The sequence below is a fragment of the Herbiconiux sp. VKM Ac-2851 genome (assembly GCF_013205105.1).
GTDB lineage: Bacteria > Actinomycetota > Actinomycetes > Actinomycetales > Microbacteriaceae > Herbiconiux > Herbiconiux flava.
The window spans coordinates 1,014,264-1,037,101 of sequence record NZ_JABMLJ010000003.1; the positions used below are offsets into that span (position 1 = coordinate 1,014,264).

Genomic DNA, 22,838 nt, shown 5'->3' on the forward strand with positions numbered 1-22,838 from the left:
GGCGCCGGGAACCGATACCCTGTAGACGTGTCATACGCTTCGAACCCGTTCGGCCAGGTGCTGGTCGCCATGGTCACCCCGTTCACCGCCGACGGCGAGGTCGACTGGCCCGGTGTCGAGAAGCTCATCGACGACCTCATCGTGGGCGGGGCCGACGGCATCGTCGTCTCGGGAACCACGGGTGAGACGTCGACCCTGACCGACCCCGAGAAGATCCGTCTCGTCGAGGTCGGCAAGTCGGTCGCGGCCGGCCGCGCGAAGATCATCACGGGCGGCGGCTCGAACGAGACCGCGCACGCCATGCAGCTCGCCCGGCAGAGCGAGAAGGCGGGCGCCGACGGCAACCTCGTCGTCACGCCGTACTACAACAAGCCCACCCAGGCCGGCATCCTCACGCACTTCCGCATGATTGCCGACGCCACCGACCTGCCGGTCATCCTGTACGACATCCCGGGTCGCACCGGGGTGCCGATCAAGTACGACACGATCCTCCGGCTGGCGAAGCACCCGAACATCCTCGCCGTCAAAGACGCCAAGGGCGACTTCAGCGAGGTCAGCCGGGTGCTGAACCAGACGAATCTGCTCTACTTCTCGGGCGACGACGCCAACGTGCTGCCGCATATGGCGATCGGCGCCGCCGGCCTGATCGGGGTCACCGCGAACATCGCGCCGGCGCCCTACCGGGTGATCGTCGACGCCGTGAACGCGGGCGACCTCGCCACGGCCACCAAGGCGCACCAGGCGCTCGAACCCCTCGTGCGTGCGGTCATGACGCACGTCCCGGGCACCGTCGCCGCCAAGTACATCCTGCACGGGCTCGGCCGCATCGCCAGCCCGCGCGTCCGCCTGCCCCTCGTGGGGCCCGAGGAATGGGAGGCCGCGCAGATCGAGAGCGAGATCGATCTCGTGCGCGACATCCCAGGTCTCGACCTCGGCAACTTCCGCCCCGACCGCAACGCGGCCGCCGGCGGAGCGCTGCCCAAGGTGGCGGGCACCACCCGCTGAGGCGGGTGCCATCAGCCACAGCGCGCGCGCGACGCGCGCACCTGCATCAGAAGAAGAACTAGGAGGGCCCATGCAGAGCCCCATCATCACTCCTCCGCCCCTCGAAGCCGGAACCCTGCGCGTCACCCCCGTGGGCGGCCTCGGCGAGATCGGCCGCAACATGACGGTCTACGAGTTCGGCGGCAAGCTGCTCGTCGTCGACTGCGGCGTGCTGTTCCCCGAGGAGCACCAGCCCGGGGTCGACCTGATCCTGCCCGACTTCAGCGTCGTGCGCGACCGCCTCCGCGACATCGTCGGCATCGTGCTCACGCACGGCCACGAGGACCACATCGGCGCCGTGCCCTACCTCCTGAAGCTCAGGGAGGACATCCCGCTGATCGGTTCGGCGCTGACCCTCGCGCTCGTCGAGGCGAAGCTCAAGGAGCACCGCATCAAGCCGTACACGCTCGACGTCGCCGAAGGGCAGGTCGAGAACCTCGGCCCGTTCGAGTGCGAGTTCGTGGCGGTCAACCACTCCATCCCCGACGCCCTCGCGGTGGCCATCAAGACCCCGGCCGGCCTCGTGCTGCACACCGGTGACTTCAAGATGGACCAGCTGCCGCTCGACGGCCGGCTCACCGACCTCCGCGCCTTCGCCCGTCTGGGCGAGGAGGGCGTCGACCTGTTCCTGCCCGACTCCACCAACGCCGACGTGCCGGGCTTCACGCCCACCGAGCGCGACATCGGACCGGTGCTCGAGTCGATCATCGAGCGCGCACCCCGCCGCGTGATCGTGGCCAGCTTCTCCAGCCACGTGCACCGCGTGCAGCAGGTGCTCGACGCCGCGGCCGCCAACGGCCGCCGCGTGGCGCTGCTCGGCCGCTCGATGGTGCGCAACATGACCATCGCCGCCGAGCTCGGCTACCTCAAGGTGCCCGACAACGTGCTGGTCGACTTCAAGAAGGCCGGCGACATCCCCGACGACAAGATCGTCTACATGTCGACCGGGTCGCAGGGCGAGCCGATGGCCGTGCTCTCGCGCATGGTCAACCTCGAGCACCAGATCGAGGTGGGCGAGGGCGACACGGTCATCCTCGCGTCGAGCCTCATCCCGGGCAACGAGAATGCGGTGTACCGCATCATCAACGGCCTCACCAAGCTCGGCGCCAACGTCGTGCACAAGGCCAACGCCAAGGTGCACGTCTCGGGCCATGCGGCCGCCGGCGAGCTGCTCTACTGCTACAACATCCTGAAGCCGAAGAACGTGCTGCCCGTGCACGGCGAGTACCGCCACCTGGTCGCGAACCAGAAGCTGGCGATCGAGACCGGCGTGCCCGCCGAGAACACCTTCATCGGTGAAGACGGAACGGTCATCGACCTGAAGAACGGCGTCGCGAAGGTGGTCGGCCAGTACGACCTCGGCTTCGTCTACGTCGACGGCTCGACGGTCGGTGAGATCACCGACGCCGACCTGAAAGACCGGCGCATCCTGGGCGAGGAGGGCTTCATCTCGATCATCGTCGTGGTCGAGGCCCAGACCGGCAAGGTCGTCTCGGGCCCCGAGATCCACGCCAAGGGCTTCGCCGAGGACGACAAGGTCTTCGACGCCCTGAAGCCCAAGGTCATCGCCGCGCTGGCCGAGGCCGCGCAGAACGGCACCCGGGACAGCCACGCCCTGCAGCAGGTCGTGCGCCGCGTCGTGGGCCGCTGGGTCAGCGCCTCGTTCCGCCGCCGGCCGATGATCGTGCCGGTCGTCATCGAGGCGTAGCACGCACTGATTTCCAACACCCGCGGTCGGTGACGGCCTGCTGTCACCGGCCGCGGGTAGCGTGAAACCATGGCCACCAGCAGTAAGTCGACGCCCCGCAAGCCGGCGTCCTCCCCGCGCGCGACGCGGGGCACCGCAGCGACGGCCGCGACGCCCCGCAAGGCGCCCGCCCGCACCGCCGCCCAGAAGACCGTGAAGTACCCGGTCATCCAGGAGGAGCAGGGTCCCAACCCGCTCAGCACGCTCTGGCTCGGCCTCGCCCATGTCACCGGCGGCGCCGCCCGTGCCTTCGGTCACGAGACGCTGGCGAAGGAGGAGCGCCGCGACGGCCTCCCCTTCCTGTTCTTCGTGCTCGCGGTCGCGGGTGCGATCACCGAGTGGTTCCTCGCCTCCAACGCGGTGGCCGTCGCCATCAACGCGTGGACCTTCGGCGGCCTGTTCGGCCGCGTCTCCTACGCGCTCCCCGTCATCCTGATGCTGTTGGCGATCTGGCTGTTCCGGCATCCGAGCTCGGTGCACGACAACGGGCGCATCGGCATCGGCCTGAGCGTCTTCCTCGTCACGGTCTCCGGCCTCTGCCACATCTTCAGCCAGGCCCCCGACCCGTCGCAGGGCATGGACGTGCTGGCCCTGGCCGGCGGCGTCATCGGCTGGATCGCCGCGGCCCCGCTCGCGGCGCTGATCACCCCGGCCGGCTCGGCCGCCGTGCTGATTGTGCTGCTCACGCTGTCGCTGTTCATCATCACCAAGACGCCGCCGAACCGCATCGGGCGACGCCTGCGCGAGCTGTACACCTACCTGTTCGGGGCTGCCGAGGAGTCCGATGCGTCCGCCGCGTCCGGCGCCGCTGCAGCGGGCGAGACCGCTCCGGTCGCCACCAAGCGCGGCCGCCGCGGGCGCTCGGCCGAGAGCGACGACCCGAACATGCTCGACCTCGAGGCCACGCCGGAGGAGTCGGGTGCCCTGCCCTGGTGGCGGCGCAACTCCAGCGGCCGCGAAGAAGACCCCGAGTCGTCGGCCCCGCCGCTCCAGCCCCGCATCGAAGACCGCACGCCCGCGCCCGAGGGGCCGTTCGAGAGCCCGGCCGAGGTCGTGCATCCCACCGACCTCGACAGCACCGAGAGCTTCGGCTCGGGCCTGCTGCACGACATGGAGGCCGCCGAACAGGCCATCAAGCGCGTGACCGGCGAGATCCTGCCCGGACGGCTGCAGACCACGGGTCTCCTCGACGACGAGTCCACCGAGGGCCTGCCCGCGTTCGCCACTCCGGTTCCGGATGCTCCGCTCGACCTCTCGGGCACGGGTGCCGTCGACGGCATGCCGACCCCGGCGCCCGCCTCCGACCCCGCGAACTACCGCCTGCCCTCGGTCGCGAACCTCTCGGTCGGCGAGCCCTCCAAGGCCCGCTCGGCGGTGAACGACGACATCGTGCGCGCCATCACCGACGTGCTGAAGCAGTTCTCGGTCGACGCCACGGTCACCGGATTCTCCCGGGGCCCGACCGTCACCCGCTACGAGATCGAGCTCGGCCCGGGCGTCAAGGTCGAGCGCGTCACCGCGCTGTCGAAGAACCTGTCGTACGCGGTCGCGTCGAACGAGGTGCGCATCCTGTCGCCCATCCCGGGCCGGAGCGCCATCGGCATCGAGATCCCCAACACCGACCGTGAGACCGTGTCGCTCGGCGACGTGCTGCGGTCGCAGAAGGCGATGAACGACCCGCACCCGATGACCATCGGCGTCGGCAAAGACGTCGAGGGCAAGTTCGTTCTCGCGAACCTCGCGAAGATGCCGCACCTCCTGGTGGCCGGTTCGACCGGTTCGGGCAAGTCGAGCTTCATCAACTCGATGGTCACCTCGGTGCTCATGCGCGCGAAGCCCAGCGAGGTGCGCATGGTGCTGATCGACCCGAAGCGCGTCGAGCTCACGGCCTACCAGGGCGTGCCGCACCTGATCACTCCCATCATCACCAACCCCAAGAAGGCGGCCGAGGCGCTGTCGTGGGTGGTGAAGGAGATGGACATGCGGTACGACGACCTGGAGAGCTTCGGCTTCCGGCACATCGACGACTTCAACCGCGCCGTGATCAACGACGAGATCCAGCTGCCGCCGGCCTCGCAGCGGGTGCTGAAGCCGTACCCCTACCTGCTGGTCGTGGTCGATGAGCTCGCCGACCTGATGATGGTCGCCCCCCGCGACGTCGAGGACTCGATCGTGCGCATCACCCAGCTGGCGCGTGCGTCGGGCATCCACCTGGTGCTCGCCACCCAGCGACCCTCGGTCGACGTCGTCACCGGTCTGATCAAGGCGAACGTGCCGTCGCGGCTCGCCTTCGCCGTCACCAGCGTCACCGACTCCCGCGTCATCCTCGACCAGCCCGGCGCCGACAAGCTGATCGGCCAGGGCGACGCGCTCTTCCTGCCGATGGGCTCGTCGAAGTCCATCCGCGTGCAGGGTGCCTGGGTGAGCGAGCCCGAGATCGCGAAGGTCGTCGAGCACGTCACCCGCCAGGCCCGGCCCGAGTACCGCGACGACGTCGCGGTCACGGCCGAGAAGAAGCAGATCGACGCCGACATCGGCGACGACCTCGAGCTGCTGCTCGCGGCGGCCGAGCTGGTCGTCAACACGCAGTTCGGCTCGACCTCGATGCTCCAGCGCAAGCTCAAGGTCGGCTTCGCCAAGGCGGGCCGGTTGATGGACCTGCTGGAGTCGCGTGAGATCGTCGGGCCGTCGGAGGGGTCGAAGGCGCGCGACGTGCTGGTCACGGCGGAGCAGCTGCCGGAGGTGCTGTCGATGATCCGCGGCGGGTCGTCGGCCGGTGCGGCAGCGTCTTCTGCTCCGGCTTCGGCTCCCGAGCACGACCGCTACGGTTCGGATGCGGTGGGCGACGCGCTCTCCCAGTACCCTGAGGTCGAGGCGGACTCGTCCGATGAGGACGCCTGGGGACTGACCGGCAGGGAGTAGCACGTGAGCAGCACCGAGCACACAGGCGGCGCGGTGGCGAAGCCGAGCAATTGGAACCTGCCGAACGCGATCACGATCGTGCGCATCCTGCTCGCCCCGGTGTTCTTCGTGATGCTGCTGGCCGACAACGGGGCAGACGGCGGGCTGCGCTGGGCGGCCGCCGTGCTGTTCATCCTCGCGATCGCCACCGACGGCATCGACGGGCACATCGCCCGCAGCCGCAACCTCGTCACCGACCTCGGAAAGCTGCTCGACCCGATCGCCGACAAGGTGCTCACGGGGGCGGCGCTCGTCGGCCTGTCGATCCTGGCCGAGCTGCCGTGGTGGGTGACGATCGTCATCCTGGTGCGCGAGATCGGCATCACCGTGTGGCGCTTCGTGCAGCTGAGCGACCGGGTCATCCCGGCCTCGCGGGGTGGCAAGCTCAAGACGCTCGCCCAGTCGGTGGCCATCTCGCTGGCGCTGCTGCCCTTCCCGAACCTCCTCGGTGACTGGATGAACTGGGTCAACGCCGTCTTCATGGCCATCGCCCTGGTGCTCACCGTCGTCACCGGCATCGACTACCTCGTGCAGGCCTGGCGCCTGAACCGCACCCCGAAGAGCGCGGCGTGAGCTCGGCTCCGTCGCCGACCTTCGAGGTCGCCCGTCGGGTGGTCGAGACCCTGACCGCGCGGCACGTCACGATCGGCGTCGCCGAGTCGCTCAGCGGAGGCCTGCTGGCTGCGGCCCTCGTCGAGGTGCCCGGCGCCTCCGCCGTGCTGCGCGGGGGAGTGGTCGCCTACGACACCCGGATCAAGCACAGCGTTCTCGGCGTCGACGCCGAGGTCCTGGCCGCCCACGGTCCCGTCCATCCCGACGTGGCGCTGCAGATGGCCGTCGGGGTTCGTACGGCGCTCGTCGTCGACGGCGAGGAGCCGTGGATCGGACTGTCGACGACCGGTGTCGCCGGGCCGGACGCTCAGGACGGGCATCCGCCCGGCACCGCCTTCATCGGGCTCGCGATCGGCAACGAGGTGCGCTTCGTGGAGCTGCACGCCGAGGGCGACCGTGGCGCCGTCAGGGCTGCCGTCGTGGCCCGCGCACTCGATCTTCTGGAGGAGTTCCTGTGAGCTTCCGGCACGCCTCCCAGCCGGGAATGCGGCGCGTTTCGATCTCGTTACATCTGATGTCATTCACAAGATATGTCCAGTCCCCGTCGCTTAGAGTTTCTGCTACGAACCACCGGCAACCGCGGTTCGAGAGCCACTCGAGAAGACCGTGACTGAACGCAAGGAGGGTCCAGTGATTCTAGTTCGTCAGGAGATCGGCGACGTGCTTCGGGACTTCCGCCTGCAGAAGGGCCGCACCCTTCGTCAAGTGGCAAGTAAGGCGAGCGTCGCGCTCGGCTACCTGAGCGAGGTCGAGCGTGGTCAGAAAGAGGCCTCGAGCGAGATCCTCGCATCGGTCGCCGATGCTCTCGACACGCCCATCTCGGTGATCATGCGCGAGGTCGGAGACCGGCTCGCCGTGGTCGAGGGCATCGATCCCATTCCCGACACCATCCCCGACGAGTTCGTCGCCGACTTCGACGCCGACCTCGTCGCCCGCTGAGAGTGCGCCTGAGCGAATTCCGCCAGGCCGTCGCCGACGAGTTCGGCGACGCGTACGGCCAGGTCGTCACCAGCGATCTCATCCTGGTCGACCTCGGTGATCGCACTCCCGAACAGGCTCTGAAGGCAGGAATCTCCCCGCGTGAGGTGTGGCTCGCGGTCTGCCGGGCCGCCGACGTTCCGCGTGAACGCTGGCACGGAGCCGGTCTGCCGGCCCAGCCTCGCGGATGAGGCTGATTCTCGCGCTGCTTCTCTGACGAAGGCCCCCGGATGCTCCGGGGGCCTTTTTCGCGCCCGACACGCCGCGCCGGCCTCTCGAACATATCTTCGGTTCTGAGTAGGCTTCTGCACATCGAGAGAATCGAAGACGTTCTCCACAGATGGCACGGGCCCACGACGGATGTCGGTGGTCCTGCCTAGCGTGGAACCTGTTCGATGAACTCCCGAAAAACGCCCTGTCGTTGCCCGATCGAGAGATCACCCGCACACGACAGCCTGTGGGCACACCATCGCGACACCGGGTCACAGAACCCAGGCCGCACGACAGAAGGAAGACGCCATGCCGTCAGACGCCAACCGCGAAAAAGCACTCGAGACCGCGCTCGCCCAGATCGACCGTCAGTTCGGCAAGGGGTCGGTCATGCGCCTCGGCAGCGACGACCGCGCACCCGTGGAGGTCGTGCCCACCGGGTCGATCGCCCTCGATGTCGCGCTCGGCATCGGAGGTCTTCCCCGTGGCCGCATCGTCGAGATCTACGGCCCGGAGTCCTCGGGAAAGACCACGCTCACGCTGCACGCCATCGCGAACGCGCAGCGCGCCGGGGGCATCGCCGCCTTCATCGATGCGGAGCACGCGCTCGACCCCGAGTACGCCAAGAAGCTCGGCGTCGACATCGACTCCCTCCTCGTCTCGCAGCCCGACACGGGTGAGCAGGCCCTCGAGATCGCCGACATGCTCGTGCGCTCGGGCTCGATCGATCTGATCGTCATCGACTCCGTGGCCGCGCTCGTGCCCCGCGCCGAGATCGAGGGCGAGATGGGCGATTCGCACGTGGGTCTCCAGGCCCGCCTGATGTCGCAGGCCCTCCGCAAGCTCACCGGTGGCCTGAACCAGACCAACACCACGATGATCTTCATCAACCAGCTGCGCGAGAAGATCGGTGTGTTCTTCGGCAGCCCCGAGACCACCGCCGGCGGCAAGGCGCTGAAGTTCTACGCCTCGGTCCGCCTCGACATCCGCCGCATCGAGACCCTGAAAGAGGGCACCGAGGCCGTGGGCAACCGCACCCGCGTCAAGGTCGTCAAGAACAAGATGGCCCCGCCCTTCAAGCAGGCCGAGTTCGACATCCTCTACGGTGTCGGCATCTCCCGCGAGGGCAGCCTGATCGACTTCGGCGTCGAGCACGAGATCGTCCGCAAGTCGGGCGCCTGGTACACCTACGACGGCGACCAGCTCGGCCAGGGCAAAGAGAACTCGCGCCGCTTCCTGAAGGAGAACCCCGACATCGCGCTCGAGATCGAGAACAAGATCCTCGCGAAGCTCGGCGTGGGTGAGGCGGGCGCCGCCGCGCTGGCCGCCGCCACTGCCGCCACTGCGTCGGCTGCTACCGCCTCGGCCGCGAAGGCCTCGGCCACGGCCAAGGCGTCGGGCGCGACCGTCGAGCCGATCGCACCCAAGCTGGCCGCCGGCCGCAAGGGCGCCTAGGAGCCGCGTGAACGACATCGTCAGCCTCGACGCCGCCAGGCGGGATCGTCAGAAGCGCCCGGCGGGGGCGTCGGGGTCAGGGGCCGGGTCAGGGGCCGGTCATCCTGCCTTCGGCCGCTCAGGTGGCTCGGGTTCGGGGGGTTCGGCACCCTCGCGGTCGGGCGCCTCGCAGCCGTCGCGGGCCGCTTCGTCGGCGTTCGACGGTGATGACGACGAGTTCGACGACGAGCCGCAGCTCAGCGACGAGGAGCGTCTGGCCCGGGTCAGCGACACCGTGGTGCGGGCGCTCGGGCGTCGGCAGCTGTCCGCCGGCGAGACCCAGGCGCTGCTCGAGGCGCAGGGTGCGTCGAGCGAGGAGGCCGAGGAGCTCGTGGCCCGCTACGAAGAACTCGGTTACCTCAACGACGCCGCCCTGGCGGAGGCGCTGGTCGAGCGCATGTCGGAGCGCGACCACAAGAGCCGCGGTGCGATCTCGCGCGAGCTGTCGGCCCGCAAGATCCCGTCCGAGCTCGTCACGGCCGCCCTCGAGGGTCTCGACGACGACCACGAGTTCTCGCTCGCGCTCGATGCGGCCACCAAGCGGGTCAGCCAGCTGAGCGCCTACGACGACACGACGGTCGAGCGCCGCCTCATGGGCTTCCTCACCCGCCGCGGTTTCAACTCGACGATCGTCCGCGAGGCCACCCGCCGCGCGATGAGCACCCGCAAACGCTTCGGCGGCCCGCGCTTCCGCTGATCGCCCGTAGTTCTCTGCTGCTCCTGCTGATATTCGCTTATTCGCGGGCTGGCTGATCGGCGCAGTGCGCCACGAGGCACCGACCGACGGCGGTGGGCGAGTTTCGTAGACTGGAGCGATCATGAGCACTGTGAGTGAAGCACCGACGGTCATCGAGACGTCTGCCGCGTCGCGCGGCGCCGACGGGCGGGCCCGCACCTACGAGGTGCGCACCTTCGGCTGCCAGATGAACGTGCACGACTCCGAGCGGCTGAGCGGCTCGCTCGAGGCCGCCGGCTACGTCAAGGCCGAGGGCGTCGAGGCCGACGTCGTCGTCATCAACACCTGCGCCGTGCGCGAGAACGCCGACAACAAGCTCTACGGCAACCTCGGTCACCTCGCCTCGGTGAAGCGCCGGCACGAGGGCATGCAGATCGCCGTCGGCGGCTGCCTGGCCCAGAAGGACAAGAGCGTCATCCTCGACAAGGCCCCGTGGGTCGACGTCGTGTTCGGCACCCACAACATGGGCGCCCTGCCGAGCCTGCTCGAGCGCGCTCGCCACAACGACGCCGCCGAGATCGAGATCCTCGAGTCGCTCGAGACCTTCCCGTCGACGCTGCCCACCAAGCGTGACTCCACCTACAGCGGCTGGGTGTCGATCTCGGTCGGCTGCAACAACACCTGCACCTTCTGCATCGTCCCGGCGCTCCGCGGCAAGGAGAAGGACCGCCGTCCGGGCGAGGTGCTCGCCGAGATCCAGTCGCTCGTCGACGACGGCGCGATCGAGGTCACGCTGCTCGGCCAGAACGTCAACTCCTACGGCGTCGAGTTCGGTGACCGCCTCGCTTTCGGCAAGCTGCTCCGGGCGGCGGGCACCATCCCGGGGCTCGAGCGCATCCGTTTCACGAGCCCGCACCCGGCGGCCTTCACAGACGACGTCATCGACGCCATGGCCGAGACGCCGAACGTCATGCCGCAGCTGCACATGCCGCTGCAGTCGGGCTCCGATCGCATCCTGCGCGCCATGAAGCGCTCGTACCGTTCGGCGAAATTCCTCGGCATCCTCGACCGTGTGCGCGAGAAGATCCCGAACGCGGCGATCTCCACCGACATCATCGTCGGCTTCCCCGGCGAGACCGAGGAGGACTTCCTCGAGACCATGCGCGTGGTCGAGGCGGCGCGGTTCGCCTCGGCCTTCACCTTCCAGTACTCCATCCGCCCCGGCACCCCGGCGGCCACGCTGCCCGACCAGGTGCCGCACGAGGTGGTGCAGGAGCGCTACGAACGGCTCGTCGCCCTGCAGGAGCGCATCAGCCTCGACGAGAACCGCAGGCTCATCGGCCGTCGCGTGAACGTTCTGGTCGCGAACGGCGAGGGCCGGAAGGATCAGGCCACGAACCGGCTGAGCGGCCGGGCCGAGGACAGCCGCCTGGTGCACTTCGAGGTCCCGGCCGGCTCGGAGCGCCCCCGCCCGGGCGACGTCGTGTCGGTCACCATCACGCAGGCCGCCCCGTTCCACCTGATCGCCGACACCGACGGGGCGCCGCTCGAGGTGCGCCGCACCCGCGCGGGCGACGCCTGGGATCGCGCCGAGGCCGAGTCGTGCGGCGTCCCCTCGACGTCGGCCGGAGCATCCGGAGCCGAGGGAACCCGCGCCGTCTCGCTGGGACTCCCGACCCTCCGGGTCGGCGTGCCCGCCGTCTCGGTGAATCTCTCGACGCCTGCACCCGGCGCTTCCGACGGCGACCGCGACGCCGCAGAGCTCAGCGGGGGCGCGGACGGCCACCGTGACGCCGCGGTGCTCAGCGGGGGCGCAGACAGCCACCGCGACGCGTCGGTGTCCACCGGTGCCGTGGACGGCCACGGTGTCGCCACCGTACCCATCTACAGCCCCACCGACGACCTGCGCGGCTGACGATGGCCGCCACACCGCCCGCCCGTCACACCGAGGGTGAGGGCGGCGGGGGAGCGTTCCCGAGTGTGATCGCCGTCGTCGGCGCGACCGGCACGGGCAAGTCCGAGCTGTCGCTGGCGGTCGCCGAGCGGATCGCGGCGCGTGGGGGATTCGCCGAGGTCGTCAACGCCGACGCGATGCAGCTCTACCGCGGCATGGACATCGGCACCGCCAAGCTCCCACCCGAGGAGCGCCGCGGCGTGCCGCACCACCTGCTCGACGTGCTCGACGTCACCGATGAGGCCTCGGTCGCCGCCTACCAGCCCGCCGCCCGGGCCGCGATCGATGACATCGTGGGGCGCGGCGGCACTGCGATCCTCGTCGGCGGATCCGGGCTGTACGTGTCGTCGGTCGTCTTCGACTTCCGGTTCCCCGCGCGTGACGAGGCCGTGCGGGCCCGGCTCGAGGCCGAACTCGCGGGCGGGGGAGTCCGCATGCTCTACGACCGGCTGAAGGGGATCGACCCGCAGGCCGCCGCCTCGATCGGGCAGTTCAACGGCCGCCGTCTCGTCCGCGCGCTCGAGGTCGTCGAGCTCACCGGCGAGCCGGTGTCCGGCACGCTGCCCGACGAGCCCGTGCTGTGGCGTCCGGCTGCGATCGTGCGGCTGGGCGTCCTGCGCGAGCGGCTCGTCGAGCGACTCGACGCCCGGGTCGAGCGGATGTGGGCCGAGGGCCTCGTCGACGAGGTCGCCGGGCTGGTGCCGCGGGGCCTTCGCGAGGGCGTCACCGCATCCCGGGCCATCGGCTACGCCCAAGCTCTGGCCCAGCACGACGGCACGATGACCGAGGCGGACGCGATCGCCGAGGCGCAGGCTCTCACCCGCCGCTACGCCCGTCGCCAGGTGAGCTGGTTCAAGCGCTACCCGAACGCCCTCGACGCCGACGCGCTCGATGCCGAAGCGCTCGAGGCCGCCGCAGCGACGCTCACGGCCCCGTAGCACCGGCGCCCACCCGCACGCCCCCAGACGGCGCCCGCCCGCCCGCCCCCAGACGGCGCCCGCCCGCACGGCCGCCACGGGCACGCCCCCACTCCCACCGCCCTAGACTGATCAGATGCCAGCCGAGTTGCACTTCACCAAGGGTCAGGGCACGGGCAACGACTTCGTGCTCTTCACCGATCCCGAGGGCGAGATCGACCTGACGCCCGCCCAGATCGCCGCCATCTGCGACCGCCACTTCGGTGTGGGCGCCGACGGTGTCATCCGGGCCGTGCGGTCGCAGAACCTCGACGCCGGGGCCGCGGCCCTCGCCGAGGACCCGGCCGCCGAGTGGTTCATGGACTACCACAACGCCGACGGTTCGCTCTCCGAGATGTGCGGCAACGGCATCCGCGTCTATGCCCGCTACCTGATCGACAACGGCCTCACCGAGCTGGCCCCCGGCGAGACCCTCGTGATCGGCACCCGCGCCGGCGTGCGCGACGTGCAGCTCAACGCGCTGGGCTTCCAGGTCGACCTCGGCCGCTGGTCGCTCGACGGCGGCGAGCCGCTCGTGCGCGCCAAGAACCTGCAGGTCGCGCGCCCCGGGCTCGGCATCAACGTCGGCAATCCGCACGTCGTCGTCGCCCTGGCCGATGACGAGGAGCTCGAGTCGGCCGACCTCGCCTTCATCCCGCACCTGGAGCCGACCCCGGTCGACGGCGCCAACGTCGAGTTCGTCGTCCCCTCCGACCCCCTGGTGCGTGACGCGGTCGGCCACATCCGGATGCGCGTGCACGAGCGAGGCAGCGGCGAGACGCTCAGCTGCGGAACGGGCGCGGCCGCGGCCGCCCTCGCTACCCGTCACTGGGCCGGCCAGGGTGCACCGAACCAGTGGAGCGTCGCCGTCCCCGGAGGCGTCGTGGGCGTGCGCATGTTCCCCGCCGAAGACGGTGAGCACGTGGCCCTGTCGGGCCCGGCCGAGCTGGTCTACGAGGGCGACCTGGCGATCGCCTAGCCGAACGCGCACCCCGCGCCCGGCGCAGTGCGCCTAGGCCCGCTTCCGCGCCCGCAGCACCCGGAACGCCTTGCTCGTGGCCTCCCGCTGCACGGTCAGCTCGGGAAACTCACCGTCCATCCACCGCTGCAGTGAGTCGGACCCCAGGTTCTTCTGCACCACGAGCCACGCCTCGGTGCCCGGCTCGAGCCGCGGCAGCCACAGCCGCAGCATGGAGTGCAGCTCGGCCTTGCCGACCCGGATGGGCGGGTTCGACCAGATCGTCATGAATCGCACGTCATCGGGAACATCGTCGGGCCTCACGGCGTTGACATTCTCGAGACCCATGATGTGAGCATTACGACGAACCAGATCCAGAGCACGCTCGTTGACATCCACGGCCCACACCGTCGAACGCGGTGATTCCAGGGCCAGTGTGAGCGCGATCGGCCCCCAGCCGCACCCCAGATCGAGAAGATTCCCCCCGGGCGGCGGCTTCGGCACGTTCGCGAGCAGCACCTGAGTGCCGGTGTCGATCCGATCCGGGCTGAAGATGCCCGACGCCGTCGTGAGGCGGTGCTTTGAGCCGGCCAGATCGACCGTCAACTCGCGGAGCGACAGCTCCCCCGCGGGCTGTGCGGAGAAGTAGTGCTCGCCATCCATAGAGGGAATCTAGCAAACAAGGAGACTAGTCTTGACGCCAATGTCAGACCACGAGATCACAGAGAACACCAGCGCGGGCGATGACGCCGTCGCCCGGGTGCTCGCACGCGCCGAGCAGCGCTCGAGCGGCTACTCGCTCTTCGAGCAGGGCTCGGCCCAGGCCCTCCAGCGCCCCGCCACCACCGGCGAACGCGACGGGTCCAGCTACGACGGCGACCAGTTCGACCGCGAAGACCGCCAGTCCCTCCGGCGCGTCGCCGGGCTCTCCACCGAGCTCGAAGACGTCACCGAGGTCGAGTACCGCCAGCTGCGGCTCGAGAACGTCGTCATCATCGGCGTCTACTCGCAGGGCACGCTGGGCGACGCCGAGAACTCGCTGCGCGAGCTCGCGGCCCTCGCCGAGACCGCCGGAGCCGTGGTGCTCGACGGCCTCCTGCAGCGCCGGCCGCATCCCGACCCCAGCACCTACTTCGGCAAGGGCAAGGCTGAAGAGCTGCGCGCCATCGTGGCGAGCCTCGGCGCCGACACCGTCATCGCCGACACCGAGCTGGCCCCGAGCCAGCGGCGTGCGCTCGAAGACGTGGTGAAGGTCAAGGTCATCGACCGCACGGCCGTCATCCTCGACATCTTCAGCCAGCACGCCAAGAGCCGCGAGGGCAAGGCGCAGGTCGAGCTCGCGCAGCTCGAGTACCTGCTCCCGCGTCTTCGCGGCTGGGGTGACTCGATGTCCCGCCAGGCCGGTGGCCAGGTGGGCGGCGCGGGTGCCGGCATGGGCTCGCGTGGCCCCGGTGAGACGAAGATCGAGCTCGATCGACGCCGCATCCACACCCGCATGGCGAAGCTGCGCAAGCAGATCAAGGAGATGAAGCCGGCCCGCGACGCCAAGCGCGCCAACCGCAAGCGCAACGCGGTGCCGAGCGTCGCCATCGCCGGGTACACCAACGCCGGCAAGTCCTCGCTGCTGAACCGCATCACGAGCGCGGGCGTGCTCGTCGAGAACTCGCTGTTCGCGACGCTCGACGCCACCGTCCGCAAGAACGTGACCGAAGACGGCCGGCCCTACACGATCGCCGACACCGTCGGTTTCGTGCGGGCGCTGCCGCACCAGCTGGTCGAGGCGTTCCGGTCGACCCTCGAGGAGGTGGCCGACTCCGACGTCGTCGTGCACGTCGTCGACGGGTCGCACCCCGACCCCGCGAGCCAGATCACCACGGTGCGCGACGTCATGGGCGAGGCCGGTGCGCGGGGCATCCCCGAGATCGTCGTGTTCAACAAGGCCGACCTGGTGAGCGACGACGACCGGCTCGTGCTGCGCGGCCTCGAGCCGACGGCGGTCTTCGTCTCGGCCCGCACCGGTGAGGGCATCCCCGAGCTGCTCGCGGCGATCGACGCGATCCTGCCGCGGCCGAGCGTCGAGGTCGACCTGCTGGTGCCCTACGCGCGCGGCGACGTCGTCACGATGCTGCACGAGAAGAACACGGTGCTGAGCACCGACTACGAGGAGGGCGGCACCCACGTGCGCGCCCTGGTCAACCCCGAGTTCGAGGAGCGCCTGGTCGAGTTCGCGCGCTGACGCGAGATGACCGGGGTTCCCCGAACCCCTCAGAAGAGCGGATGCTCGCTGCCGGATGCCCCGGGCCCACCACGGCCCGGGCATCCGTCGTTCACCGGCACCCCTCGTTCGCGAACACCGACGCCGTCCCTCATCCGCGGACCCTCACGCCGAGTGCTGTGAGTGGTCACTTTCGGCGCCACCCGGCGGGTTGTGGCGCCACGAGTGACCACTCGCGGGTGTGTGGCAGTCGCTACACCGCGCGGAGGACCGCCACGACCTTGCCGAGCACCGTGGCGTAGTCGCCGAGGATGGGCTCGAAGTTGCTGTTGCGGGGCAGCAGCCAGGTGTGGCCGTCGCGCTGGCGGAACACCTTGACGGTGGCCTCCTCGTCGAGCATGGCGGCCACGATGTCGCCGTTCTCGGCCGTGTTCTGCTGCCGGATGACCACCCAGTCGCCGTCGCAGATGGCGGCGTCGATCATCGACTCGCCCACGACCTTCAGCATGAAGAGGTCGCCGTTGCCCACGAGCTGACGGGGGAGGGGGAACACCTCGTCGACCTGCTGCTCGGCGGTGATCGGGATGCCCGCGGCGATGCGGCCGACCAGCGGCACCAGGGTCGCGTCGCCCACCGGGGGAGCGGAGTCGGCGTCGGGGGAGGGCGACTCCTCGAGCGACGGCACGTCGATCAGCACCTCCATCGCGCGGGGCCGGTTGGGGTCGCGGCGGAGGTAGCCCGAGAGCTCGAGCTGGTTGAGCTGGTGGGTGACGCTGGAAAGCGAGGCGAGGCCCACGGCGTCGCCGATCTCGCGCATGCTCGGCGGGTAGCCGCGGGACAGCACGGAGCGCTGGATGACGTCGAGGATGGCGAGCTGCTTGTCGCTGAGACTCTTCCGCCGTCTGGTGCGGCCGGTGTCGTTCGCCACGTCTGCCTGCGCTTCCTCCACCGATGTCGGTGGTTGGTGATGTGATTCAGCTGTCGATCGAAACTGTATCCGAGAACTGCTCGAAAACGCATCTGTGTTCGAGTGTGTCGGCGATTGCGGCCGAGATCGGCACTTGACCACAGCCACATTCGAATATAGGTTCGGAACATAACTTCGCACCGGCGGTCCCGGCCGACCGTCGGTGCGAACACCCCAGGAGGAATCATGAGCATCGCAGCAGCGAACGTGAGCACCACCCCCAGCACCCACCTGCGCATCACGGCACGGGGCCGCAAGGTCCTCGCCGCCGTGGTCGCCGCACCGATCGTCGCGGCGCTCAGCGTCGCGGCCCTCGCCGCGGGTGGCTCGGCGGTCGCCACGGGCTCCTCGGTCACGACCGAGTTCGACTACCTGACGGTGCAGGCCGGCCAGTCGCTCTGGAGCATCGCCGAGACGATCGCCCCCGAGTCCGACCCGCGCGATGTCATCGCCGAGATCCGCAGCCTGAACCAGCTGGCCACCTCCTCGGTCCAGCCCGGCCAGCGCATCGCCGTCCCGTCCGACCTCGCCGACTAGCCGTTGCCCGTCGACCGTCGCCCGTCGCCCGTAGCGGGCGTCGTGCCCAGCCGGGCTGCGGCTCCCGCACCGCGCGCGCTCGCGGTGGCCGTGCTGACGCCTTCGCACCGCTCCCACTCGCGGCGGCCGGGCTGACGCTTGTGCACCGCGGCCACCCGCGGCGGCTCGGTAGAATTCCGGGGTGACCTCCCTCGACGAGCTGCCCATCCGCGACGACCTCCGTGGTCTCGAGCCCTACGGCGCCCCGCACCTGCACCTGCCGGTCGAGCTGAACGTCAACGAGAACACCCACCCCATCCCCGAAGACGTCGCCCGCGACATCATCGAGTCGATCGCCCACGAACTCATCACGGTCAACCGCTACCCCGATCGCGAGTTCACCGCCCTCCGCGAATCACTCGCCGGCTACCTCGAGGGCACCGCGCCGGGAACAGGCATCACGAGCGAGAACATCTGGGCGGCGAACGGCTCGAACGAGATCCTCCAGCACATCATGATGGCCTTCGGCGGCCCTGGCCGCTCGGTGCTCGGCTTCCCACCCACCTACTCGATGCACTCCATCATCGCCAAGGGCACCGGCACCCGGTGGATCGACGGCGATCGCGACCCCGGCTTCCTCATCTCGCCCTCCACGGCGGTCGAGTGGATCCAGAAGACCACCCCCGACATCGTCTTCTTCTGCGCCCCGAACAACCCCACCGGCACCGCGCTCGGCCTCGACACGATCCGCGCCGCCTACGACGCCTTCGACGGCATCGTGGTGGTCGACGAGGCCTACGCCGAGTTCGCCCCCGCCGGCGAGCCCACCGCGCTGTCGCTGCTCGAGGGCCGCCCGCGCCTGATCGTCTCGCGCACCATGAGCAAGGCCTTCGCGTTCGCGGGCGCCCGCCTCGGCTACCTGGCCGCCGATCCGGCGGTGACGGATGCGTTGCGGCTCGTCCGTCTGCCCTACCACCTCTCGGCGCTGACCCAGGCGGCCGCCGTCGCGGCGCTCGCCCACGCCCCCGAGATGCTCGCGATGGTCGACGACATCAAGGCGCAGCGCGACCGGATGGTCGAGGAGCTCGCCGCCCTCGGCTACTCGCCCTGGCCCACCGCGGCGAACTTCGTGCTCTTCGGCGGCGTCGACGACCCCGAGGCGCTCTGGCAGCAGCTGCTCGACCGCGGCATCATCATCCGCAACCTCAGCATCCCGGGCCACCTCCGTGTCAGCGCCGGCACCGCCGCCGAGACCACGGCCTTCCTCGACGCCATGCGCGAACTCACGCCGCCCCGCGCCTGAAAGCAGCGCGGATAGGATTGATCCCATGACCGAACCCCGCACCGCCCGCCTGCAGCGCGAGACGAGCGAGTCCTCGATCGAGCTGACCCTCGACCTCGACGGCACCGGCGTCTCCGACATCCAGACCTCGGTGCCGTTCTACGACCACCTGCTCACCGCCTTCGCGAAGCACTCCCTCACCGACCTGACGGTGCGCGCCACGGGCGACACCCACATCGACGTCCACCACACGGTGGAGGACACCGGCATCCTGCTCGGCCAGGCCATCCGCCAGGCCCTCGGCGACAAGGCCGGCATCTCCCGCTTCGGCGACGCCCTCGTGCCTCTCGACGAGGCGCTCGTGCAGGCCGTCGTCGACATCTCCGGCCGCCCCTTCCTCGTGCACTCCGGCGAGCCCGCCGGCTTCGAGTACCACCTGATCGGCGGCCACTTCACCGGCTCGATGGTGCGTCACGTCTTCGAGGCCATCACCTTCAACGCCGGCCTCACCGTGCACGTCACCGTGCTCGGCGGCCGCGACCCGCACCACATCGCCGAGGCCGAGTTCAAGGCCTTCGCCCGCGCTTTGCGCCAGGCCAAGGCGCTCGACCCGCTCGTTCAGGGCATCCCCTCCACGAAGGGGGCGCTGTGAGCACGAAAGGCGCACCGAGCGTCGTCGTCCTCGACTACGGCAGCGGCAACATCCACTCGGCGGCGAAGGCCCTCGAGCGCGCCGGCGCCGACGTCACCGTCACGGGCGACCGGCAGAAGGCGATGGACGCCGACGGCCTCCTCGTCCCGGGCGTCGGAGCCTTCAGCGCCGTGATGGACCAGCTCACCGCCGTGCGCGGGGGAGAGGTCATCGACCGGCGCCTCGCCGGAGGCCGCCCCGTGCTCGGCATCTGCGTCGGCATGCAGGTCATGTTCGCCGACGGCATCGAGCGTGGCGTCGACACCGAGGGCCTCGGCGAGTGGCCCGGCGTCGTCGAGCCGCTCAAGGCGCCCGTCGTGCCGCACATGGGCTGGAACACGGTCGACGCCCCCGAGGAGTCGGTGCTCTTCGACGGCATCCGTGACGAGCGCTTCTACTTCGTGCACTCCTACGCCGCCCAGGACTGGCAGATCGACCCCGACCCCAAGCGCCGCCCGGCGCGGGTCACCTGGGCCGACCACGGCGGCCGCTTCATCGCGGCGGTCGAGAACGGCCCGCTCTCGGCCACCCAGTTCCACCCCGAGAAGTCCGGCGACGCGGGCATCCGCCTGCTGCAGAACTGGATCGCCTCGCTCCGCCGCTGACGCCTCCTGTCGCCGGGCGGCCCGTGTCCTCAAGCGAGCGGATGCGCGGCCTCCGCCCCCGTCCGGTGCACGTCGACGGCCCACCGGATCCGCGGCCCCCGTTTCGACGCCGGCCGCCCGAGTCGCTACGATCGCGGAGGGCATCCACGCCCTCCGCACCAGCAAGGACACCTCATGAGCGAGTTCAACAAGGCACCGGCCCTCGTGCTGCTGCCCGCCGTCGACGTCGCGAGCGGCAAGGCCGTGCGACTCACCCAGGGCGAGGCCGGCACCGAGACCTTCCACGGCGACCCGGTCGACGCCGCTGTCGACTGGATCTCGCAGGGTGCGGAGTGGATCCACCTCGTCGACCTCGACGCCGCCTTCGGCCGCGGCAGCAACCTCGGCGTGATCAAGAAGGTCATCCGCCAGGCCAAGGGCGTGAACGTCGAGGTGTCCGGCGGCATCCGCGACGACCGGAGCCTGGAGACCGCGCTGGAGTCCGGCGCCAAGCGGATCAACCTCGGCACGGCCGCCCTCGAGAACCCCGAGTGGGCCGCGAGCGTCATCGCCCAGTACGGCGACGCGGTCGCTGTCGGTCTCGACGTGCGCGGCACGACGCTCGCCGCCCGCGGCTGGACGCAGGACGGCGGCGACCTCTGGCACGTCATGGACCGCCTCGAGGAGGCCGGCTGCGCCCGCTACGTCGTCACCGACGTGACGAAGGACGGCACACTCAAGGGTCCGAACGTCGACCTCCTCCGCCAGGTGATGGAGCGCACCTCCCGCCCGGTCATCGCCTCGGGCGGCATCTCGAGCCTCGACGACCTCGTCGAGCTGCGCGCGCTCGTGCCGCTCGGCCTCGAGGGCGCGATCGTCGGCCGCGCCCTCTACTCCGGCGCGTTCACCCTCGCCGAAGCCCTGGACGTGGCATCTGACTGACGACCCGGGCGCTCAGCCCGAGGCGGCCCGCGCCCTGCCCTCCCACTTCGCCGACTCCGCCGGACAGCCCTGGCAGGGCCGGCACTTCGAGTCGCACGGCACCCCGAGCGACGACGACGGCAGCGCCCCGCCGGCTCTGCTCGCAGCCCTGACGTCGTTCCGCGCGGGGGAGGGGTCTCCGGATGCGGTGGTCGACGCCGTCCGCGACGTGCGCCTGCTCGTCCCGCTAGTCGCCCACGCCGGCGACGAGGGCGTCACCGACACCGGCCTCCGCGTCGACAAGACGCAGGAGCTCTCGCTCGTCACGGTCGCCGGCCCCGGCGGCCGCACCGTCCTCCCGGCCTTCACCTCGGTGGCCGCGCTCGGCGCCTGGAACCCCGACGCCCGCCCGATCCCGGTCGCCGCTCCCCGCATGGCCCTGGCCGCCGTCGCCGAGGGCACCGAGCTGATCGTGCTCGACCCGGGCTCGGCGACCGAGTTCGTGCTGCGCCGCCCCGCGGTCTGGGCCATCGCCCGCAGCGCGCCTTGGCTTCCCGCGGTCGACGAGCCCGAGGTGCTCGCAGCGTTCGAGGCGAGCGTCGCCGACGAGCCCGCCGTGGCGGCACTCCGACTCGTGGCGGGCGACCCGGGCTACCGGATGCTCGGGCACGACGTCGTGGTCGTGCTGGCCCTCGTGCCCGGCCTCGACCAGGCGGCGCTCGGGGCGCTGACGTCGCGGCTGCAGGAGCGCTGGGCCGCGCATCCGCTCATCGCGGAGCGCGTGGACTCGCTCGGGGTGCGCCTGACCGCGGTCGGCTAGGCCGACCAGCCTCAGTTCACCGGGCCGGTGTACTTCTCGCCCGGGCCCTCGCCCACGGCGTCGGGTACCGCGGACGCCTCGCGGAACGCGAGCTGCAGTGAACGCAGGCCGTCGCGGAGGCTTCTGGCGTGCTGGTCGCCGAGGAACGGCGCCGAGGCGGTGACGAGCCCCGCGAGGGCCGTGATGAGCTTGCGGGCCTCGTCGAGGTCGAGCTCGAGATCGGGGTCGTCGGCCAGGCCGCACTTCACCGCGGCGGCGCTCATGAGGTGCACCGCGGTGGTCGTGATGACCTCGACGGCCGGCACCTCCGCGATGTCGCGGATGGCGTCTGAGCTGTCGTCGAAGTGGCTGGAGTCGCTCATCGCGAAGAGGTCCTTACTGTTCGGGCGAGTCTCTGCTAGACTCTTCGAGGCTCTGGGGTCATCGGCCCCAGTACGAAAGTGGAGAATCTCCCACCCGCGCATACCGCTTCATCAGGTTACCGGGTCTGCACACCCCTCCCGCTCCGGCGGGAAGACCGGGTGTGACGTGCCGTGATGCGAATGAGAATTCGCGAGCGCGCGTGGTTCCTTGCTTTCGCCCACACACGAAACTAAGGAGCAACGCATCAGCGATCCCCGTACAAACGACCGTATCCGTGTCCCCGAGGTTCGCCTCGTGGGCCCCGGTGGCGAGCAGGTCGGCGTCGTCAGCATCGACGTCGCACTCCGGCTCGCCCAGGAGGCTGACCTCGACCTCGTCGAGGTCGCGCCCAACTCCAAGCCCCCGGTCGCGAAGATCATGGACTACGGAAAGTTCAAGTACGAAGCCGCGCAGAAGGCCAAGGAGGCCCGCCGCAACCAGGCGAACACCATCCTCAAGGAGGTGCGCTTCCGCCTGAAGATCGACGTGCACGACTACGAGACCAAGCGCAAGCGCGCCGAGGGCTTCCTCAAGGCGGGCGACAAGGTCAAGGCGATGATCCTCTTCCGCGGCCGTGAGCAGTCGCGTCCCGATCAGGGCGTCCGTCTCCTCCAGCGCTTCGCGGAGGACGTCTCCGAGTTCGGCACCGTCGAGTCGACCCCGACCATCGACGGCCGCAACATGGTCATGGTCATCGGCCCTCTGAAGAACAAGTCAGAGGCCAAGGCCGAGCAGAACGCGAAGCGCGATGCGAACAAGGCCCGTGCTCACGAGCCGGCCCCCACGAACCCCGGCGACGAGCCGGACGCTCAGGCCACCTCGGCCGAGTAGTAATCCCGACCGGCCTCCC

At 70.1% G+C, this 22,838-nt stretch carries 23 protein-coding genes; 20 read left to right on the top strand and 3 right to left on the bottom strand.

What is annotated here, in order from left to right; translation table 11 throughout:
- The first annotated feature begins 27 nt into the window (after positions 1-27).
- From dapA to dapF, 12 genes are all read left to right on the top strand, one after another.
- Positions 28-1,005, top strand: a complete 978-nt coding sequence (dapA, locus tag HQQ85_RS18045; RefSeq protein WP_173183854.1) for a 4-hydroxy-tetrahydrodipicolinate synthase — start codon at positions 28-30, stop codon at positions 1,003-1,005.
- 70 nt (positions 1,006-1,075) lie between these two features.
- Complete coding sequence (locus HQQ85_RS18050; RefSeq protein ID WP_173183855.1) at positions 1,076-2,752, top strand: ribonuclease J; 1,677 nt, start codon at positions 1,076-1,078, stop codon at positions 2,750-2,752.
- A 69-nt stretch (positions 2,753-2,821) separates the two neighbouring features.
- Positions 2,822-5,713 (top strand): DNA translocase FtsK, encoded by a 2,892-nt coding sequence (locus HQQ85_RS18055; protein WP_173183856.1) that lies wholly within the window; start codon positions 2,822-2,824, stop codon positions 5,711-5,713.
- Positions 5,714-5,716: 3 nt separating this feature from the next.
- Positions 5,717-6,325 (top strand): CDP-diacylglycerol--glycerol-3-phosphate 3-phosphatidyltransferase, encoded by a 609-nt coding sequence (pgsA, locus tag HQQ85_RS18060; RefSeq protein ID WP_173183857.1) that lies wholly within the window; start codon positions 5,717-5,719, stop codon positions 6,323-6,325.
- Positions 6,322-6,822, top strand: a complete 501-nt coding sequence (locus HQQ85_RS18065) for a CinA family protein (RefSeq protein ID WP_173183858.1) — start codon at positions 6,322-6,324, stop codon at positions 6,820-6,822. The genes pgsA and HQQ85_RS18065 overlap by 4 nt, the downstream gene beginning before the upstream one ends.
- Before the next feature lie 172 nt (positions 6,823-6,994).
- The gene (locus HQQ85_RS18070) at positions 6,995-7,303 is read left to right on the top strand and encodes a helix-turn-helix domain-containing protein (RefSeq protein ID WP_173183859.1); all 309 of its coding nucleotides are present in this window, start codon (positions 6,995-6,997) and stop codon (positions 7,301-7,303) included.
- A gap of 2 nt (positions 7,304-7,305) precedes the next feature.
- Positions 7,306-7,533 (top strand): DUF3046 domain-containing protein, encoded by a 228-nt coding sequence (locus tag HQQ85_RS18075; RefSeq protein WP_173183860.1) that lies wholly within the window; start codon positions 7,306-7,308, stop codon positions 7,531-7,533.
- A gap of 328 nt (positions 7,534-7,861) precedes the next feature.
- Positions 7,862-9,007 carry a recombinase RecA gene (gene recA, locus HQQ85_RS18080; RefSeq protein WP_173183861.1) on the top strand — a complete coding sequence of 382 codons (1,146 nt, stop codon included), beginning with the start codon at positions 7,862-7,864 and terminating at the stop codon, positions 9,005-9,007.
- A 7-nt stretch (positions 9,008-9,014) separates the two neighbouring features.
- A complete protein-coding gene (locus tag HQQ85_RS21715; RefSeq protein ID WP_173183862.1) occupies positions 9,015-9,743 on the top strand; it encodes a regulatory protein RecX in 729 nt (242 codons plus the stop codon).
- Positions 9,744-9,864: 121 nt separating this feature from the next.
- Positions 9,865-11,637 (top strand): tRNA (N6-isopentenyl adenosine(37)-C2)-methylthiotransferase MiaB, encoded by a 1,773-nt coding sequence (gene miaB, locus HQQ85_RS18090; protein WP_254069485.1) that lies wholly within the window; start codon positions 9,865-9,867, stop codon positions 11,635-11,637.
- Positions 11,638-11,639: 2 nt separating this feature from the next.
- Entirely contained in the window at positions 11,640-12,614 is a 975-nt protein-coding gene (gene miaA / locus HQQ85_RS18095) for a tRNA (adenosine(37)-N6)-dimethylallyltransferase MiaA (protein ID WP_173183863.1), read from the top strand.
- 115 nt (positions 12,615-12,729) lie between these two features.
- Positions 12,730-13,611, top strand: coding sequence for a diaminopimelate epimerase (dapF, locus tag HQQ85_RS18100; protein WP_173183864.1), 882 nt, complete (start codon positions 12,730-12,732; stop codon positions 13,609-13,611).
- Positions 13,612-13,644: 33 nt separating this feature from the next.
- Here the strand turns inward: dapF and HQQ85_RS18105 are convergent, their stop codons facing one another.
- Positions 13,645-14,253: a class I SAM-dependent methyltransferase gene (locus tag HQQ85_RS18105; RefSeq protein WP_173183865.1), complete on the bottom strand. Its 609-nt coding sequence runs from the start codon at positions 14,251-14,253 to the stop codon at positions 13,645-13,647.
- Between the two features lie 40 nt (positions 14,254-14,293).
- On the opposite strand from HQQ85_RS18105, the gene hflX reads away from it, so the two are divergent.
- The gene (gene hflX, locus HQQ85_RS18110) at positions 14,294-15,826 is read left to right on the top strand and encodes a GTPase HflX (RefSeq protein ID WP_173183866.1); all 1,533 of its coding nucleotides are present in this window, start codon (positions 14,294-14,296) and stop codon (positions 15,824-15,826) included.
- A 232-nt stretch (positions 15,827-16,058) separates the two neighbouring features.
- Here the strand turns inward: hflX and lexA are convergent, their stop codons facing one another.
- Entirely contained in the window at positions 16,059-16,733 is a 675-nt protein-coding gene (gene lexA, locus HQQ85_RS18115) for a transcriptional repressor LexA (RefSeq protein ID WP_173183867.1), read from the bottom strand.
- Positions 16,734-16,958: 225 nt separating this feature from the next.
- On the opposite strand from lexA, the gene HQQ85_RS18120 reads away from it, so the two are divergent.
- From HQQ85_RS18120 to HQQ85_RS18145, 6 genes are all read left to right on the top strand, one after another.
- Entirely contained in the window at positions 16,959-17,309 is a 351-nt protein-coding gene (locus HQQ85_RS18120) for a LysM peptidoglycan-binding domain-containing protein (RefSeq protein WP_173183868.1), read from the top strand.
- 181 nt (positions 17,310-17,490) lie between these two features.
- Entirely contained in the window at positions 17,491-18,591 is a 1,101-nt protein-coding gene (locus HQQ85_RS18125) for a histidinol-phosphate transaminase (protein ID WP_173183869.1), read from the top strand.
- Positions 18,592-18,616: 25 nt separating this feature from the next.
- Positions 18,617-19,222, top strand: a complete 606-nt coding sequence (hisB, locus tag HQQ85_RS18130) for an imidazoleglycerol-phosphate dehydratase HisB (RefSeq protein WP_173183870.1) — start codon at positions 18,617-18,619, stop codon at positions 19,220-19,222.
- Positions 19,219-19,866 carry an imidazole glycerol phosphate synthase subunit HisH gene (gene hisH, locus HQQ85_RS18135; protein WP_173183871.1) on the top strand — a complete coding sequence of 216 codons (648 nt, stop codon included), beginning with the start codon at positions 19,219-19,221 and terminating at the stop codon, positions 19,864-19,866. The genes hisB and hisH overlap by 4 nt, the downstream gene beginning before the upstream one ends.
- Before the next feature lie 174 nt (positions 19,867-20,040).
- Positions 20,041-20,787 carry a bifunctional 1-(5-phosphoribosyl)-5-((5-phosphoribosylamino)methylideneamino)imidazole-4-carboxamide isomerase/phosphoribosylanthranilate isomerase PriA gene (gene priA, locus HQQ85_RS18140; protein ID WP_173183872.1) on the top strand — a complete coding sequence of 249 codons (747 nt, stop codon included), beginning with the start codon at positions 20,041-20,043 and terminating at the stop codon, positions 20,785-20,787.
- A gap of 34 nt (positions 20,788-20,821) precedes the next feature.
- Entirely contained in the window at positions 20,822-21,586 is a 765-nt protein-coding gene (locus HQQ85_RS18145; RefSeq protein WP_254069580.1) for an SseB family protein, read from the top strand.
- 11 nt (positions 21,587-21,597) lie between these two features.
- Here HQQ85_RS18145 and HQQ85_RS18150 read toward each other — a convergent pair whose 3' ends face one another.
- Entirely contained in the window at positions 21,598-21,948 is a 351-nt protein-coding gene (locus tag HQQ85_RS18150; RefSeq protein ID WP_173183873.1) for a DUF1844 domain-containing protein, read from the bottom strand.
- A gap of 244 nt (positions 21,949-22,192) precedes the next feature.
- Between HQQ85_RS18150 and infC the strand changes: the two genes are divergently transcribed.
- Positions 22,193-22,819, top strand: a complete 627-nt coding sequence (gene infC, locus HQQ85_RS18155) for a translation initiation factor IF-3 (protein ID WP_173183984.1) — start codon at positions 22,193-22,195, stop codon at positions 22,817-22,819.
- The last annotated feature ends 19 nt before the right edge of the window (positions 22,820-22,838 follow it).

Excerpts from the sequence above, each read along its gene's own strand:
- HQQ85_RS18050 (WP_173183855.1), top strand. The coding sequence starts at position 1,076 with ATGCAGAGCCCCATCATCACTCCTCCGCCCCTCGAAGCCGGAACCCTG.
- HQQ85_RS18055 (WP_173183856.1), top strand. The coding sequence starts at position 2,822 with ATGGCCACCAGCAGTAAGTCGACGCCCCGCAAGCCGGCGTCCTCCCCG.
- recA (WP_173183861.1), top strand. The coding sequence starts at position 7,862 with ATGCCGTCAGACGCCAACCGCGAAAAAGCACTCGAGACCGCGCTCGCC.
- miaB (WP_254069485.1), top strand. The coding sequence starts at position 9,865 with ATGAGCACTGTGAGTGAAGCACCGACGGTCATCGAGACGTCTGCCGCG.
- miaA (WP_173183863.1), top strand. The coding sequence starts at position 11,640 with ATGGCCGCCACACCGCCCGCCCGTCACACCGAGGGTGAGGGCGGCGGG.
- dapF (WP_173183864.1), top strand. The coding sequence starts at position 12,730 with ATGCCAGCCGAGTTGCACTTCACCAAGGGTCAGGGCACGGGCAACGAC.
- HQQ85_RS18105 (WP_173183865.1), bottom strand. The coding sequence starts at position 14,253 with ATGGATGGCGAGCACTACTTCTCCGCACAGCCCGCGGGGGAGCTGTCG.
- hflX (WP_173183866.1), top strand. The coding sequence starts at position 14,294 with ATGTCAGACCACGAGATCACAGAGAACACCAGCGCGGGCGATGACGCC.
- HQQ85_RS18120 (WP_173183868.1), top strand. The coding sequence starts at position 16,959 with ATGAGCATCGCAGCAGCGAACGTGAGCACCACCCCCAGCACCCACCTG.
- hisB (WP_173183870.1), top strand. The coding sequence starts at position 18,617 with ATGACCGAACCCCGCACCGCCCGCCTGCAGCGCGAGACGAGCGAGTCC.
- priA (WP_173183872.1), top strand. The coding sequence starts at position 20,041 with ATGAGCGAGTTCAACAAGGCACCGGCCCTCGTGCTGCTGCCCGCCGTC.
- HQQ85_RS18150 (WP_173183873.1), bottom strand. The coding sequence starts at position 21,948 with ATGAGCGACTCCAGCCACTTCGACGACAGCTCAGACGCCATCCGCGAC.